Genomic DNA, 14,561 nt, shown 5'->3' on the forward strand with positions numbered 1-14,561 from the left:
TTTCCCGAACGAAGAGGCCGATCATGACGCGACGGCCGGATCGTCGACGAGCGACTTGCCGCGCGTTTCCGGCAGCACGAGCGCGGCGACGATCACGAGCAGGTAGCCGCCGCCGGCCACGAGGCCGATCGCCTTCACGAGCGACATCGACTGCGACAGCGCGCCGACGAGAATCGGGAAGAACGAGCCGAGCCCGCGCCCGAGGTTGTAGCAGAAGCCCTGGCCCGAGCCGCGGATCGCGCCCGGATACAGCTCCGACAGATAAGCGCCGACGCCCGCGAAGATCCCCTGCACGACGATGCCGAGCGGGAAGCCGAGCAGCAGCATCGCGGTGTCGGTGATCGGCAGCATCGTGTACGCCATGCCGAGCGAGAACGAGCCGATCGCGAACAGGATGAACGACGCGCGGCGGCCGAGCCGGTCGGACAGGATCGCGCCGACCACGTAGCCGACGAACGAGCCGACGATCAGCACGACGAGATAGCCGCTCGTGTTGAACACCGACAGGTGGCGGACGGTTTTCAGGTAGGTGGGCAGCCACGTCGTGATCGCGTAGTAGCCGCCGAGCATCCCGGTGCACAGCGCGCTGCCGAACAGCGTCGCGCGCAGGTGCGGCGGCGAGAAGATCTCGAGGAAGTGGCCCGACACGCGGCCTTCGTCGCGCGCGCGGCGGGTGGCCGTGTAGATGTCCGGATCGCTGACGTTGCGACGGATGTACAGGATCCACAGCGCGGGCAGGATGCCGATCCAGAAGCACGCGCGCCATGCGACCTGCTCGGGCAGCAGCGCGAAGAACGCCCAGTAGAGGATCGCGGCCGCGCCCCAGCCGAACGACCAGCTGCTCTGCACGGTGCCGACCGCTTTCCCGCGATGCTCGGGCGAGCGGATCGTCTCGGCCATCATGATCGTCACGACCGACCATTCGCCGCCGAAGCCGAAGCCCTGCAGCGTGCGCGTCGCGAGCAGCTGCCAGAACGAATGGGTGAAGCCGGACAGGCAGGTGAACAGCGCGAACGTCGCGATCGTCCACTGCAGCACGCGTACGCGGCCGTAGCGGTCGGCAAGGATGCCGGCGACCCAGCCGCCGAGCGCCGACGAGATCAGCGAGCTCGTCGCGATCATCCCGGCCTCGCTCTTCGTCATGCCCCAGGTGGCGATCAGCGTCGGAATCAGGAACGAATAGATCATGAAGTCGAACGCATCGACCGCGTAGCCGCCGAAGCCGGCGTACAGCGTCCTGCGCTCGCGCGTCGACAGTTCGTTGAACCACTGGAATGCCTGCATGCTTGCCGCCCCCTCTTTTGTCTCGTCTCGCGCTGCCGTCTGGCGGCTATTTTACGGGCGGGATGCGGGGTGCCAAAAAGGGGAGTGCCGGTGTGTGGCGGCGCGGTGAACGGTGAGGGCGGAGGGTGTTCGTCCTGGAAAGGCAGGATGGCCGATCCGATCGCGCTTGGGCGACAGGCAGGCCCGGGCAACGGTGACGGTCCACGCGCCGGCACGGCGCGCGGGCACTTGCTTCAGAGCGTCAGGCCACCGTCGACATGCACGACCTGGCCGGTGATCTGCCGCGCGGCGTCCGACAGCAGGAACGCGATCAGCGCAGCCACATCGTCGGGTTCGGCGATCCGGCCGAGCGGTGTCGCCTGTTCGGCCTGCGCCCATGCGGCGGCGTTGCCGGCGCTCGGCCCGTGGTCCTTGCGCGTGAAGCCGGGCGCGACCGCGTTGACGGTGATGCCGCGCGCGGCGAATTCGGCGGCGGCGGAGCGCACGAGCGATTCGAGCGCGGCCTTCGCAGCGGCAGTGGCCGCGAACGGCGCGTCGGCGCGGTAGCGGTGTGCGACGAACGAGCTGACCGCGACGATCCGCGGCGCAACCGACGCTTCGAGCAGCGGCCGCGCGCGGCCCGCGAGCGCGGAGAACGCGCCGGGCATCGCCGCGAAGGCGGACGCGAGCGCGTCCGCGGAAAGACCGGAAAAGGATTGCCGCGCGGCGAATCCGGCATTGGCAACGAGATGATCGAGCCCGCCGAAGTGCGTGGCGGTCGCATCGACGAGCGACGCGGCGACGCCCGGCTCGCCGAGATCGCCGGTGAGCGTGACGCACGCCGCGCCGGCCGCCGTGCATGCATGAGCAACTTCGGTGAGCCGGGCGCGCGCCGCTTCGTCCGCGCCGCGCGCGTGCAGCGCCAGCGCGATACCGGGTGCCGCGAGCCGCCGCGCGAGCGCCGCGCCGATCCCGGAACCCGCGCCGGTGATCAGCGCGATCCGTGCGATGTGCGCGGCGCGTGCGCTCAAGCCGCGACCTTGTCGCTGTCGTTCACGCGCTCGACGTTGATCGTGCCGACGTGGAACGCGGCCAGCGATTCGCGGTGCGCGATGCTGACGATCGCGGCCTTCGGCAGCCGTTCGGCGAACAGGTGGTACAGGCGCGCTTCGTTGTCGGCGTCGAGCGCGCTGGTCGCTTCGTCGAGGAACAGGAAGTCGGGCTTGTGCAGCAGCACGCGCGCGCCGGCCAGGCGCTGCTGTTCGCCCGGCGACAGCACGCGGGTCCAGTGCGCGGTCTCGTCGAGGCGGTCGACGTAATCCTCGAGGCGGCATGCGCGCAGCGCGTCGCGGCAGGCTTCGTCGCTGAACGCGTCGGCCGTCGCCGGATAGGTGAGCGCAGCCTTCAGCGTGCCGATCGGCAAGTAGCTCGTCTGCGGCACGAACATCATCCGCGCGCCGACCGGCGCGTCGATCGCGCCGTCGCCGAACGGCCACAGGCCCGCGAGCGCGCGCATGAACGTGCTCTTGCCGGAACCCGACTTGCCGATCACGAGCCAGCGCGAGCCGGGCTCGATCGTGACGCTGCCGATGTTCGCGAGCGCGTTGCCGTTGGGCAGCGCGAGCTTGAGCGACGACGTCGACAGTTTCGCGCCGTCGACGTAGTGCAGGTTGATGCCGCCGTGCTCGGTCGCGGGCGACAGGCTTTCCTTCAGGTGCGACGTGCTCATCACGCGCTTGAATTCGCGCAGACGGTTGACGGTGGCGCGCCATTCGACGAGGGTCGAGTAACTGTTGATGAACCACGAGAACGAATCGCTGACGGTGCCGAACGCGGACGAGATCTGCATCAGCACGCCGAACGAGAACGCACCCGCGAAATAGCGCGGCGCGGCGACGACGAGCGGGAAGATGATCGCGATCTGCCCGTAGAAGCTCAGCACGAACGTGAGCCGCTTCGTGTACTTCATCACGCGCCACCAGTTGTCGCGGATGCGCATGAAGAGGTTTTGCGCGTTGCCGGTCTCGGTCTGCTCGCCGTCGTAGAACGCGATCTGCTCGGCGTTCTCGCGCACGCGGATCAGCCCGAAGCGGAAGTCGGCCTCGACGCGCTGCTGCTGGTAGTTGATCGACACGAGCGGATGGCCGACCTTCTGGATGATCAGCGAGCCGACCACCGCGTACAGCGCGGCCGCCCACACCATGTAGCCGGGGATCGCGATCGGCGTCGCGCCGAGCGAAATCGTCAGCGCGCCGGCGAGCGACCACAGGATCGTGATGAACGACACGAGCGTGACGACCGTCGACAGCAGGTCGAGCGACAGCGCGAGCGTGGTCGTCGCGAACGACTGGAGGTCGTCGGTGATCCGCTGGTCGGGGTTGTCGGCGAGGCGGTCACGCTCGATCCGGTAGAACGCGCGATCGCCGAGCCACTGGCCGAGAAAGCGGTCGGTGAGCCACTGGCGCCAGCGGAAGCCGAGCATCTGCCGCAGGTAGCGGCCGTACACGGCGAGGATGATGAAGGCGAACGCGAGCGCGGAGAACTGCATCAGCAGGTTCGGGAAGTCGTGGACGTCCTTCGACTGCAGCGCGTTGTAGAACTCCGCGTTCCACTTGTTCAGCCGGACGTTGATCCAGACCACGCAGAGGTTGATCGCGATGATCGTGACCAGCAGGCCCCACGCGATTTTCCATTCGGACGATACCCAGTAGGGCTTGATGAGGCTCCATGCGGATACCGGGCGCTCGTCCTGCGGCGCGTCGGAGGCGGAGCGGACGGGATCGATCGATTGGGTCATGTGCTTCCTGATGAGTAGCCGGCGCGCGGGCCGGGCGAAGCCGGGCGCGCGCCGCGATACGGCATGCCGGGACGCGGCGCCGACTGACGGCGGGCGTCCGGATGGTCGCCCGCGCGTCTTAAACGGCACTTAAGGCCGGCGGTGACGCGGCAACCGGCCGCTCGCGCGGCCGGCCTGCGGGCATTGTGCCAGAGCGGCGCGGCACGTCGGCGAATTTGCCGCAAGGGGGACAGTTTGCGGCGCTTTCCGCTTTTATGGTCTAATGGCCGACGACGAAACAGGGGTGCTTCGTGGCGCGGCCGGCAGATGTTCCGGACAGCGCGATGAGGCTGAGAAAGACCCTTCGCACCCGATCCGGGTAATACCGGCGAGGGAAGTTTCTGATCCCGCCGGGTCGCGCTGGCTGCCATCCCACATGGTCAGCGCCCTTGTCCCGCCCGGCCGGCCTTTGCTGCCGGTTTCGTCCTTTTGGGTACGCGCCTTGCGCGTTACGGAAGGAATGATGACCGCACAATCTTCAGTCTTTTGCATGATTCCCGGCCCGATGCCGCGTGCGTCCGCATGCGGCGGCGCGTGCGCGTCGACACTCGTCGTGCGTGCTCGCGCGGAGGGCGCGCGATGAACGTCCGGGATTCCCAACCCGATTTCGCGGTGCTCGGCGGCGGCCTCGTCGGCCGCCTGATCGCCTGGCGGCTCGCGGGCGACGGGCATCGCGTCGCGCTTTACGAGCGCGGCGGCCCGGACGGCGAGCAGTCGGCCGCGTGGATCGCGGCCGCGATGCTCGCGCCGCTCGCGGAAGCGGCGAGCGCCGAGCTGCTGATCACCGAGCTGGGCGCCGCGTCGCTCGCGCGCTGGCCGCAGTGGCTCGCGGAACTGCCCGAACCCGTCTTCTTCCAGCAGCACGGCACGCTCGTCGTCTGGCACCACGCCGATCGCGCGGAGGCGCCGCTGTTCGAGCGGCGCGTGCGCGCGAACGCGCCGGCCGACCTGTTCGACCGCGGTTTCGTGACGCTCGCCGGCGCGCAGGTCGACGCGGCCGAGCCCGTGCTCGCGGGCCGCTTCGCGCGCGGCCTGCTGCTGCCGAACGAAGGCCAGCTCGACAATCGCCAGGCGCTGCACGCGCTCGCGGCCGGCCTCGTCGAGCGCGGCGTCGACCTGCACTGGCACGTCACGATCGACGAGGCGAACCTGCCCGCCGCGCACTTCACGATCGATTGCCGCGGGCTCGGCGCGAAACCCGCGCTGCCCGCGTTGCGCGGCATCCGCGGCGAAGTCGCGCGCGTGCGCGCGCCCGGCATCGGGCTCACCCGGCCCGTGCGGCTGCTGCATCCGCGCTACCCGCTGTACATCGCGCCGAAGCAGGACGATCTCTATGTGATCGGCGCGACCGAGGTGGAGGGGGAGGACATGTCGCCCGTCAGCGTGCGCTCCGCGCTCGAACTGCTGAGCGCGGCGTTCTCCGTGCATCCGGCGTTCGGCGAGGCGCGCATTCTCGAACTCAATGCGCAATGCCGGCCGACGCTGCCCGATCATCGCCCGGCGGTGATCTGGGACGGCGCGTCGACGCTCGCCGTCAACGGCCTGTACCGGCACGGCTTCATGATCGCGCCGGAAGTCGCGCACGCGGCGGTCGCGTTCGCCGAAGCCGCGCTCGGCGGCGCGTTCGGCGATGCCGATGCGTTCGCCGCGTGGCGCGACGCCGAGCGCTGGCCGACGCTCCTTCATCACCGCAACGACGCGCGTCAGCCGGCCTGACGCGCGCTGCCGACCGAATTCGACGAAGCCCCATGGACATCCAGATCAACCAACAGAACCTGACGTTGCCCGACGGCGCAACGGTGGCCGACGCGCTCGCCGCGTACGGCGCGCGTCCGCCGTACGCGGTCGCGCTGAACGGCAACTTCGTCGCGCGCACGCAGCATGCGGCGCGCGCACTCGCGGCGGGCGACAAGCTCGACGTCGTGCACCCGGTCGCGGGCGGCTGAGCGCCGCCGCGTTGTTCACGCTTCGTCCCCGCTCTTTCAGGAAAACGACATGACGTCCCTCACCTCCGCCGACGCGCTGACGCTGTACGGCGAAACCTTCGCAAGCCGCGTGTTGCTCGGCACGTCGCGCTATCCGTCGCTGCAGTCGCTGTCCGATTCGATCGCCGCGTCGCGTCCCGGGATGGTGACGGTCGCCCTGCGCCGCCAGATGACCGGCGGCACGGCCGAAGCCGGCTTCTTCGACCTGCTCAAGCGCCACGCGGTGCCGCTGCTGCCGAACACGGCCGGTTGCCAGACCGTCGCCGAAGCCGTGACCACCGCGCATATGGCGCGCGAGGTCTTCGGCACCGACTGGATCAAGCTCGAACTGATCGGCGACGACTACACGCTGCAGCCCGACCCGGTCGGCCTGATTGAAGCGGCCGCGCAACTGGTCAAGGACGGCTTCAAGGTGCTGCCGTACTGCACCGAGGATCTGGTGATCGGCCGGCGCCTGCTCGATGTCGGCTGCGAGGCGCTGATGCCGTGGGGCGCGCCGATCGGCACGGGCAAGGGCGTCGTGAACCCGTACGGCCTGCGCGTGCTGCGCGAGCGGCTGCCGGACGTGCCGCTGATCGTCGACGCGGGGCTCGGGGTGCCGTCGCATGCGTGCCAGGTGATGGAGTGGGGCTTCGACGGCGTGTTGCTGAACACGGCCGTGTCGCAGGCCACGCATCCCGAGATCATGGCGCGCGCGTTTGCGCAGGGCGTCGAGGCCGGCCGTGCCGCGTATCTCGCCGGGCCGATGGATGCGCGCGAGACCGCGCATGCGAGCACGCCGGTCGTCGGGATGCCGTTCTGGCACCAGGACGGAGGCGCCGCATGAGCGCGCGTTTCGCCGATGCATTCTGGCCGCCGGCCGACGAACTGGCCGAAGCGGCCGAGCGGATTCGCGCGCGGCTCGGCGACTGGCCGCGCGGCGCTGCGCCTTGGCGGCTCTGCGTCGCGGTGCCCGATGTGCCGGCCGATGGCGACGTGCTGATCGTCTCGGCTGGCGACCGCGCCGCGCAGGCGCGCGTGTCGGCCGCGTCGCGGCCCGCGGCGCCGGGCGCCGTCGCGATCGAATTCGACGAGCAGGGCGCGGTGTTTCACACGGCGGGCGCGCGTTACGCGCTCGACGCCGCGCATCCGCTCGGGGACGACTGGATCGCCGCGCTCGCGGCGTTCCTCGATTGCGGCTTTGCGCCGATCGACGCGCTGGTGCTGGCGCTGGCCTGGCGCGACGGCGATGAAACCCGCGCCGCCGATGCGTGGCCGGTCGACGCCGCGCGGTTTCCGCGGGTCGCCGGGCTGCCGGCCGCGCCCGAACCCGCGTTCGCGCCGTGTCCCGCGCAACTCGGCCTGTATCCGGTCGTGCCGGACGCCGAATGGGTCGAGCGTGTGCTCGATTGCGGCGTGCGGACCGTGCAACTGCGTGTGAAAGGCGCGACGCCGGACACCTTGCGGCGGGAAATCGCCCGCGCGGTCGCGGCCGGGCGCCGCTATTCCGATGCGCGCGTGTTCATCAACGATCACTGGCAGATCGCCGCAGAAGAGGGGGCGTACGGCGTTCATCTGGGCCAGGAAGACCTCGAGACGGCCGATCTGGCCGCGATCGCGCGCGCGGGCCTGCGGCTCGGACTTTCGAGCCACGGTTATTACGAAATGTTGCGGGCATTGCACGAGCGCCCGAGCTACCTCGCGCTCGGCCCCGTGTACGCGACCGCGACCAAGGCCGTTGCTGCGCCGCCACAGGGCCTCGCGCGGATCACCCGCTATGCGCGCTTCGCTGGCACCCAGGCGCCGCTCGTCGCGATCGGCGGGGTGGGGCTCGACGCGCTGCCGGGCGTGCTGGCAACGGGCGTCGGCAGTGTCGCGGTGGTCAGTGCGGTGACGGGCGCGACCGACTATCGGGCCGCCATTGCTGCGCTGCAGCAATGTTTTCCCGGACAATTTGACAATCGTTGACCGCAGGGCCCGGAACGGCTTCACGACATCATTCCAATGCAGGCCCTATAATTCGGCGTTCTGCGTAAAAGGACTGTCAGCTCCGTGAGCCCCACTCCTACCGAGACACTGCTGGAACTTCGCGACGTCGACTTTGGCTACGGCGACCGCCTCGTCCTGTCCAACCTGAACCTGCGCTTCGGGCGTGGGCAGGTGGTTGCGGTCATGGGCGGGTCGGGTTGCGGCAAGACGACCGTGCTGCGCCTGATCGGCGGCCTCGTGCGCGCGCGCCGCGGCCAGGTGCTGTTCGACGGCGCCGATGTCGGCGCGCAAACGCGCGACGGCCTGTACGCGCTGCGCCGCAAGATGGGCATGCTGTTCCAGTTCGGCGCGCTGTTCACCGACATGTCGGTGTTCGAGAACGTCGCGTTCGCGCTGCGCGAGCACACCGACCTGCCCGAAGACCTGATCCGCGACCTCGTGCTGATGAAGCTCAACGCGGTCGGGCTGCGCGGCGCGCGTGACCTGATGCCGTCCGAGGTGTCGGGCGGGATGGCGCGCCGCATCGCACTGGCACGCGCGATCGCGCTCGATCCGCAGCTCATCATGTACGACGAGCCGTTCGCAGGCCTCGATCCGATCTCGCTCGGCATCACCGCGAACCTGATCCGCACGCTGAACCAGGCGCTGGGCGCCACGTCGATCCTCGTCACGCACGACGTGCCGGAATCGTTCGCGATCGCCGACTACGTGTATTTCCTGGCCAACGGCGGCGTGCTCGCGCAGGGCACGCCCGACGAGCTGCGCGCGTCGACCGATCCGAGCGTGCGGCAGTTCATCGACGGCGCGCCGGACGGCCCGTTCAAATTTCATTACACGAGCCCGCCGCTCGCAGCGGATTTCGGGCTCGGCGGAGGGCGCGCATGATCAGCGCGATCGGACGTTACGTCATCGGCGGCCTCGAACGCGCGGGCTACGGCACGCGGCTGTTCGTGCGCCTCGTGCTGGAATTCTTCCCGCTGCTGCGCCGGCCGCGGCTGGTCACGAAGCAGATCCACTTCCTCGGCAACTATTCGTTCGTGATCATTGCCGTGTCGGGGCTGTTCGTCGGCTTCGTGCTCGGCCTGCAGGGCTATTACACGCTGAACCGCTACGGTTCCGAGCAGGCGCTCGGCCTGCTGGTCGCGCTGTCGCTCGTGCGTGAGCTCGGGCCGGTCGTCACCGCGCTGCTGTTCGCGGGGCGTGCGGGCACGTCGCTCACGGCCGAGATCGGTCTGATGAAAGCCGGCGAACAGCTCACCGCGCTCGAGATGATGGCGGTGGACCCGATCAAGAACGTGATCGCGCCGCGCATGTGGGCGGGCATCATCGCGATGCCGCTGCTGGCGGCGATCTTCAACGCGGTCGGCGTGCTCGGCGGTTACTTCGTCGGCGTCGTGCTGATCGGCGTCGATCCGGGTGCGTTCTGGTCGCAGATGCAGGGCGGCGTGCAGGTCTGGGCCGACGTCGGCAACGGCGTGATCAAGAGCATCGTGTTCGGGTTCGCCGTGACCTTCATTGCGCTGTATCAAGGGTATGAAGCGAAGCCCACGCCCGAGGGCGTGTCGCGCGCGACCACCAAGACGGTCGTGTTCGCGTCGCTCGCCGTACTCGGCCTCGATTTCCTGCTGACCGCGCTGATGTTCAGCTAAGCCTCAGCCAAGCCAAATTTTGGGATGACGATGAAAAAGACTGCTCTCGACTTCTGGGTCGGCCTGTTCGTGGTGGTGGGCTTCCTTGCGGTGCTGTTCCTGGCGCTCAAGGTCGGCAACATGAGCTCGCTGTCGTTTCAGCCGACCTATTCGGTGAGGATGAAATTCGACAATATCGGCGGGCTGAAGCCGCGCGCGGCCGTGAAGAGCGCGGGCGTCGTGGTCGGCCGCGTGAAGTCGATCGGCTTCGACACGAATACGTACCAGGCCCTTGTCACGATCGATGTCGACGGCCAGTATCAGTTCCCGAAGGATTCGTCGGCGAAGATCCTGACGTCGGGCCTGCTCGGCGAGCAATATATCGGCCTGGATCCGGGCGGTGACACCGAAATGCTGAAGTCGGGCGATACGATCACGATGACGCAATCGGCGATCGTGCTCGAGAACCTGATCGGCCAGTTCCTGTACAGCAAGGCCGCCGATGCGGGCGGGGCGAAGCCGGCAGCCGGCGCGTCGGCCGTCGCGCCCGCCGCGCCCGCACCGGTGGCGGTGCCGGCGTCGGCGGTGTCCGCTGCGTCCGGTTCGGCGGCCCAATAACCACACGAGAGAAAACAAGAGGGAATGACCATGCAGACGATCCGCATCAGGCAGGCCGCGCTGGCGGTAGCGGCAGTCGCCGCGTTGAGCGGCTGCGCGACCGTGCAGACGCCGACCAAGGGCGATCCGCTCGAAGGCTTCAACCGGTCGATGTACAAGTTCAACGACACGGTCGACACGTATGCGCTGAAGCCGGTCGCGAAGGGCTACCAGTACGTGGTGCCGCAGCCGGTGCGCGACAGCGTGACGAACTTCTTCTCGAACATCGGTGACGTCTACATCGCGGCGAACAACATCGTGCAGCTGCGCATTGCCGACGGCGTCGGCGACATCATGCGCGTCGTGATCAACACGGTGTTCGGCGTCGGCGGCCTGTTCGACGTCGCGACGATCGCGAAGCTGCCGAAGCACACGGCCGACTTCGGGATCACGATGGGCCGCTACGGCATGCCGTCGGGCCCGTATCTCGTGCTGCCGCTGCTCGGCCCGAGCACGCTGCGCGACACGGCGGGCCTGGGCGTCGACTACGTCGGCAACCCGCTCACGTACGTGAAACCGGATGGCCTGAGCTGGGGCCTGTTCGGCGTGAACCTCGTCAACACGCGCTCGAACCTGCTCGGCGCGGGCGACGTGCTGGATGCCGCGGCGCTCGACAAGTATTCGTTCGTCCGTAACGCATACCTGCAGCGCCGCCAGATGCTGATCAGCAACGCGCGCGGCGAGGCGGCCGCGACGTCGAGCAACGATGCGCTGCCGAAGTACGACCTGCCGGAAGACGGCGCGGCACCGGCGGCAGCTGGCGCGGCCGGTGCGGCGGGCGCCGCGGCGGTGGGCGGTGCAACGGCGCCGGCAGGCGCATCGGGCGCGGCGGTGGCCGCGCCGGCTTCGGGCACGGCCGAATCGCCGAACCCGGCCAGCGAGACGAACGTGCCGGCGATGCAGGTGGCGCCGCCGTCGCCGGGCGGGTTCCGGTTCCCGAGCATCCGGCTGCACTGACGGATTTACATTCGTTACAGCCGGAAACGATTCAGTCGGTAGCGTATGCGAACTTGCGCGTAAGCTACCTGCTCCAACCTTCGCATCGACTCATTCATGCAGGCCACTATGATGAAAAAACTGTTCCTGATCCCCGTTTTCGCGGCGCTGTTCTCGTTCGGCAGCGCAGCCCACGCGCAAGTCGACCAGTCGAACCCGCAGGCGCTGATCAAGACGGCGACGCAGCAGGTGCTCGACGAAGTCAAGCAGCAGACGATCAAGCAGGGCGACACCAACCGCATCATTACGATCGTCAACAAGGACATCCTGCCGTACACCGATTTCCGCCGCACCACGCAGCTCGCGATGGGCCGCAACTGGCGCACGGCGACGGCCGAGCAGCAGCAGCAGGTTCAGGAGCAGTTCAAGCTGCTGCTGATCCGCACGTACTCGGGCGCGCTGGCGCAGCTGAAGCCGGACCAGCAGATCCAGTACCCGCCGTTCCGCGCCGATCCGGCCGATACCGATGTCGTGGTCAAGACGGTCGCGATGAACAACGGCCAGCCGGTCCAGATCGACTACCGCCTGTACAAGACGGCCAACGGCTGGAAGGTGTATGACCTGAACGTGCTCGGCGCGTGGCTGATCCAGACGTACCAGCAGCAGTTCAACGAGAAGATCCAGCAAAGCGGCGTGGAAGGCCTGATCCAGTTCCTCACGCAGCGCAACCAGCAACTTGCCGCCGGCAAGCAAGCGTCGTGAGCGGCTTCGAAGCCGGCTCCTCGCTGACCGTCGCGAGCGCGAAGTCCGCGCTCGCGGACGGTCTTGCGCGCATCGGCGCGGGCGCGACCGCCGTCGATTGCGCGGCGCTGACGCAGTTCGATTCGTCCGCGCTCGCCGTGCTGCTCGCATGGCAACGTGCCGCCAAAGCGCGCGGCGCGACCCTCGACATCCACAATCTCCCCCCGAAGCTCGCCAGCCTCGCGCGCGCGTACGGCGTCGACGCGCTCATCGACGGCACCGGGCGACATTGACCCTGTCCGACCGGAGCCTGCCGCGCCGCCCGGCGCGCGCAAGCTTCAGGCCGCGTGCCTCCGGCACCGGCTCCCCCAGCCGGTTTGCCCTATAATCAAGCGTTTTGCGGGGCAGCCAATCGGCGTCCGGCCCCCATTTTCATACGCAGCAAGCACAGAATAGGCGTCGCGGCCCTGGCGTCGCGCACAGTCATGTCAGCCATAGAAATCCGTCACGTCAAGAAGCGCTACAAGTCGCTTCAGGCGCTCAAGGGCGTCAGCCTGTCGGTCGAGGAAGGCGAGTTTTTCGGTCTGCTCGGCCCCAACGGCGCAGGCAAGACCACGCTCATCAGTATCCTCGCCGGGCTCGCCCGGGCCGACGAAGGCAGTATCTCGGTGCGCGGTCACGACGTCGTCAAGGACTTCCGTGGCGCGCGCCGTGCACTCGGCGTCGTGCCGCAGGAACTCGTGTTCGATCCGTTCTTCACCGTCCGCGAGACGCTGCGGATCCAGTCCGGCTATTTCGGGCTGCGCCGCAACGACGACTGGATCGACGAAGTGATGGCCAATCTCGACCTCACCGAGAAGGCCGACGCGAACATGCGCGCGCTATCGGGCGGGATGAAGCGCCGCGTGCTGGTCGCGCAGGCGCTCGTGCACCGGCCGCCCGTGATCGTGCTCGACGAACCGACCGCCGGCGTCGACGTCGAATTGCGCCAGACGCTGTGGAAATTCATCTCGCGCCTGAACCGCGAAGGCCACACGATCGTGCTGACCACCCATTACCTCGAGGAAGCCGAGTCGCTGTGCGACCGCATCGCGATGCTGCGCCGTGGCGAAGTGGTCGCGCTCGACCGCACCGATGCGCTGCTGCGCCGCTTCGCGGGGCTGCAGCTCTACCTGCGCCTCGCGACCGGCGCGCTGCCGTCCGAGCTGCGCGGGCTGGAGTCCGACCCGGCCGCCCGCGCGCCGGGCGAGCACCTGCTGCGCCTCACGAGCTATGACGATGTCGAGCGGATCCTCGCGCAGTGCCGCGCGGCGGGCTGCACGTTCGACGAGATCGAGGTCCGCAAGGCCGACCTCGAGGATGTGTTCGTCCAGGTGATGAACGGGGCCGAGGTCATCGAGGGTCTGGCATGAATCAACAACCCCCACGCGAACTGCGTTCGCTGCCCCCCGAGGGGGCGCCCGCCACTCTTGGGGCGGCCCGGCGAGTGTCGGGAAGCGGGTTTCAAACGCTGTTCTACAAGGAACTGCTGCGTTTCTGGAAAGTGTCGTTCCAGACGGTGTGCGCACCGATCGTCACGGCGCTGCTGTATCTGACGATCTTCGGCCACGCGCTGTCGGGCCGCGTCGAAGTCTATCCGGGCGTCGAGTACGTGAGCTTTCTCGTGCCGGGCCTCGTGATGATGAGCGTGCTGCAGAACGCGTTCGCGAACAGCTCGTCGTCGCTGATCCAGTCGAAGATCACCGGCAACCTCGTGTTCATGCTGCTGCCGCCGCTGTCGTACCGCGACATCTTCGGCGCGTACGTGCTCGCGTCCGTGGTGCGCGGCCTCGCGGTCGGCGCGGGTGTGTTCGTCGTGACGATCTGGTTTATCCCGATGCATTTCGCGGCGCCGCTGTTCATCATTGCGTTCGCGCTGCTCGGCTCGGCAATCCTCGGCACGCTCGGCCTGATCGCCGGGATCTGGGCCGAGAAGTTCGACCAGCTCGCCGCGTTCCAGAACTTCCTGATCATGCCGCTGACGTTCCTGTCCGGCGTGTTCTATTCGACGCACTCGCTGCCGCCCGTGTGGCGCGAGATCTCGCGTCTCAATCCGTTTTTCTACATGATCGACGGCTTCCGTTTCGGGTTCTTCGGCGCGTCCGACATCAACCCGTTCGCGAGCCTCGCGATCGTCACCGGTTTCTTCGTGCTGCTCGCGCTGATCGCGATGCGGCTGCTCGCGACCGGCTACAAACTGCGTCATTGATATCGACAGGCAGCGGCCGCCATCCGGGCGGCGCGCGCCGACAGGAGCCTTACACCATGTTGCCGACTCCCGAACAGGTCAAGCAATACATCGCCGGCGGTCTCGCCTGCACGCATCTGGAAGTCGAAGGCGACGGCCAGCATTTCTTCGCGACGATCGTGTCGGCGGCCTTCGAAGGCAAGCGGCCGATCCAGCGGCACCAGCTCGTCTATGCGGCGCTCGGCGACCGCATGAAACAGGAAATTCACGCGCTCAGCATGAAGACGCTGACGCCCGCCGAATGGCAGAACGCATAAACG

Annotated in this window: 16 protein-coding genes and 1 riboswitch; of the genes, 13 read left to right on the top strand and 3 right to left on the bottom strand. The window is 68.2% G+C overall.

The window, feature by feature from the left end; all coding sequences use genetic code 11:
* Nucleotides 1-21 precede the first annotated feature (21 nt).
* The 3 genes from LGM89_RS33580 to LGM89_RS33590 form a co-directional block, all read right to left on the bottom strand.
* The gene (locus LGM89_RS33580; RefSeq protein WP_089430505.1) at nt 22-1,284 is read right to left on the bottom strand and encodes an MFS transporter; all 1,263 of its coding nucleotides are present in this window, start codon (nt 1,282-1,284) and stop codon (nt 22-24) included.
* A gap of 233 nt (nt 1,285-1,517) precedes the next feature.
* A complete protein-coding gene (locus LGM89_RS33585; protein ID WP_226275303.1) occupies nt 1,518-2,294 on the bottom strand; it encodes an SDR family oxidoreductase in 777 nt (258 codons plus the stop codon).
* Complete coding sequence (locus LGM89_RS33590; protein WP_226275305.1) at nt 2,291-4,060, bottom strand: ABC transporter ATP-binding protein/permease; 1,770 nt, start codon at nt 4,058-4,060, stop codon at nt 2,291-2,293. Before LGM89_RS33590 ends, LGM89_RS33585 begins: the two co-directional genes overlap by 4 nt.
* Before the next feature lie 269 nt (nt 4,061-4,329).
* Nucleotides 4,330-4,453, top strand: a riboswitch (TPP riboswitch).
* 225 nt (nt 4,454-4,678) lie between these two features.
* On the opposite strand from LGM89_RS33590, the gene LGM89_RS33595 reads away from it, so the two are divergent.
* The 13 genes from LGM89_RS33595 (at nt 4,679) to LGM89_RS33655 (ending at nt 14,558) form a co-directional block, all read left to right on the top strand.
* Complete coding sequence (locus LGM89_RS33595) at nt 4,679-5,815, top strand: FAD-dependent oxidoreductase (RefSeq protein WP_226275308.1); 1,137 nt, start codon at nt 4,679-4,681, stop codon at nt 5,813-5,815.
* A 32-nt stretch (nt 5,816-5,847) separates the two neighbouring features.
* A complete protein-coding gene (gene thiS, locus LGM89_RS33600) occupies nt 5,848-6,045 on the top strand; it encodes a sulfur carrier protein ThiS (protein WP_011350713.1) in 198 nt (65 codons plus the stop codon).
* 49 nt (nt 6,046-6,094) lie between these two features.
* Nucleotides 6,095-6,910, top strand: a complete 816-nt coding sequence (locus LGM89_RS33605; RefSeq protein ID WP_089455465.1) for a thiazole synthase — start codon at nt 6,095-6,097, stop codon at nt 6,908-6,910.
* Nucleotides 6,907-8,031, top strand: a complete 1,125-nt coding sequence (thiE, locus tag LGM89_RS33610; protein ID WP_226275310.1) for a thiamine phosphate synthase — start codon at nt 6,907-6,909, stop codon at nt 8,029-8,031. Before LGM89_RS33605 ends, thiE begins: the two co-directional genes overlap by 4 nt.
* A gap of 84 nt (nt 8,032-8,115) precedes the next feature.
* Nucleotides 8,116-8,937, top strand: coding sequence for an ABC transporter ATP-binding protein (locus tag LGM89_RS33615; protein WP_006477138.1), 822 nt, complete (start codon nt 8,116-8,118; stop codon nt 8,935-8,937).
* Nucleotides 8,934-9,701 (top strand): lipid asymmetry maintenance ABC transporter permease subunit MlaE, encoded by a 768-nt coding sequence (gene mlaE / locus LGM89_RS33620; RefSeq protein WP_006486220.1) that lies wholly within the window; start codon nt 8,934-8,936, stop codon nt 9,699-9,701. Before LGM89_RS33615 ends, mlaE begins: the two co-directional genes overlap by 4 nt.
* A gap of 24 nt (nt 9,702-9,725) precedes the next feature.
* A complete protein-coding gene (gene mlaD, locus LGM89_RS33625; protein ID WP_226275312.1) occupies nt 9,726-10,298 on the top strand; it encodes an outer membrane lipid asymmetry maintenance protein MlaD in 573 nt (190 codons plus the stop codon).
* A 30-nt stretch (nt 10,299-10,328) separates the two neighbouring features.
* A complete protein-coding gene (locus LGM89_RS33630) occupies nt 10,329-11,294 on the top strand; it encodes a VacJ family lipoprotein (RefSeq protein WP_046546273.1) in 966 nt (321 codons plus the stop codon).
* 111 nt (nt 11,295-11,405) lie between these two features.
* Nucleotides 11,406-12,035 carry a phospholipid-binding protein MlaC gene (locus LGM89_RS33635; RefSeq protein ID WP_050013177.1) on the top strand — a complete coding sequence of 210 codons (630 nt, stop codon included), beginning with the start codon at nt 11,406-11,408 and terminating at the stop codon, nt 12,033-12,035.
* Nucleotides 12,032-12,307 carry a lipid asymmetry maintenance protein MlaB gene (locus LGM89_RS33640; RefSeq protein WP_089424333.1) on the top strand — a complete coding sequence of 92 codons (276 nt, stop codon included), beginning with the start codon at nt 12,032-12,034 and terminating at the stop codon, nt 12,305-12,307. Before LGM89_RS33635 ends, LGM89_RS33640 begins: the two co-directional genes overlap by 4 nt.
* A gap of 192 nt (nt 12,308-12,499) precedes the next feature.
* Entirely contained in the window at nt 12,500-13,426 is a 927-nt protein-coding gene (locus tag LGM89_RS33645) for an ABC transporter ATP-binding protein (RefSeq protein ID WP_059522281.1), read from the top strand.
* Nucleotides 13,423-14,262 (top strand): ABC transporter permease, encoded by an 840-nt coding sequence (locus LGM89_RS33650; protein WP_226207856.1) that lies wholly within the window; start codon nt 13,423-13,425, stop codon nt 14,260-14,262. The genes LGM89_RS33645 and LGM89_RS33650 overlap by 4 nt, the downstream gene beginning before the upstream one ends.
* Before the next feature lie 56 nt (nt 14,263-14,318).
* Nucleotides 14,319-14,558 (top strand): BolA family protein, encoded by a 240-nt coding sequence (locus tag LGM89_RS33655; RefSeq protein ID WP_006477131.1) that lies wholly within the window; start codon nt 14,319-14,321, stop codon nt 14,556-14,558.
* The last annotated feature ends 3 nt before the right edge of the window (nt 14,559-14,561 follow it).

The sequence above is a fragment of the Burkholderia sp. AU31624 genome, from assembly GCF_020420065.1.
Lineage (GTDB): Bacteria > Pseudomonadota > Gammaproteobacteria > Burkholderiales > Burkholderiaceae > Burkholderia.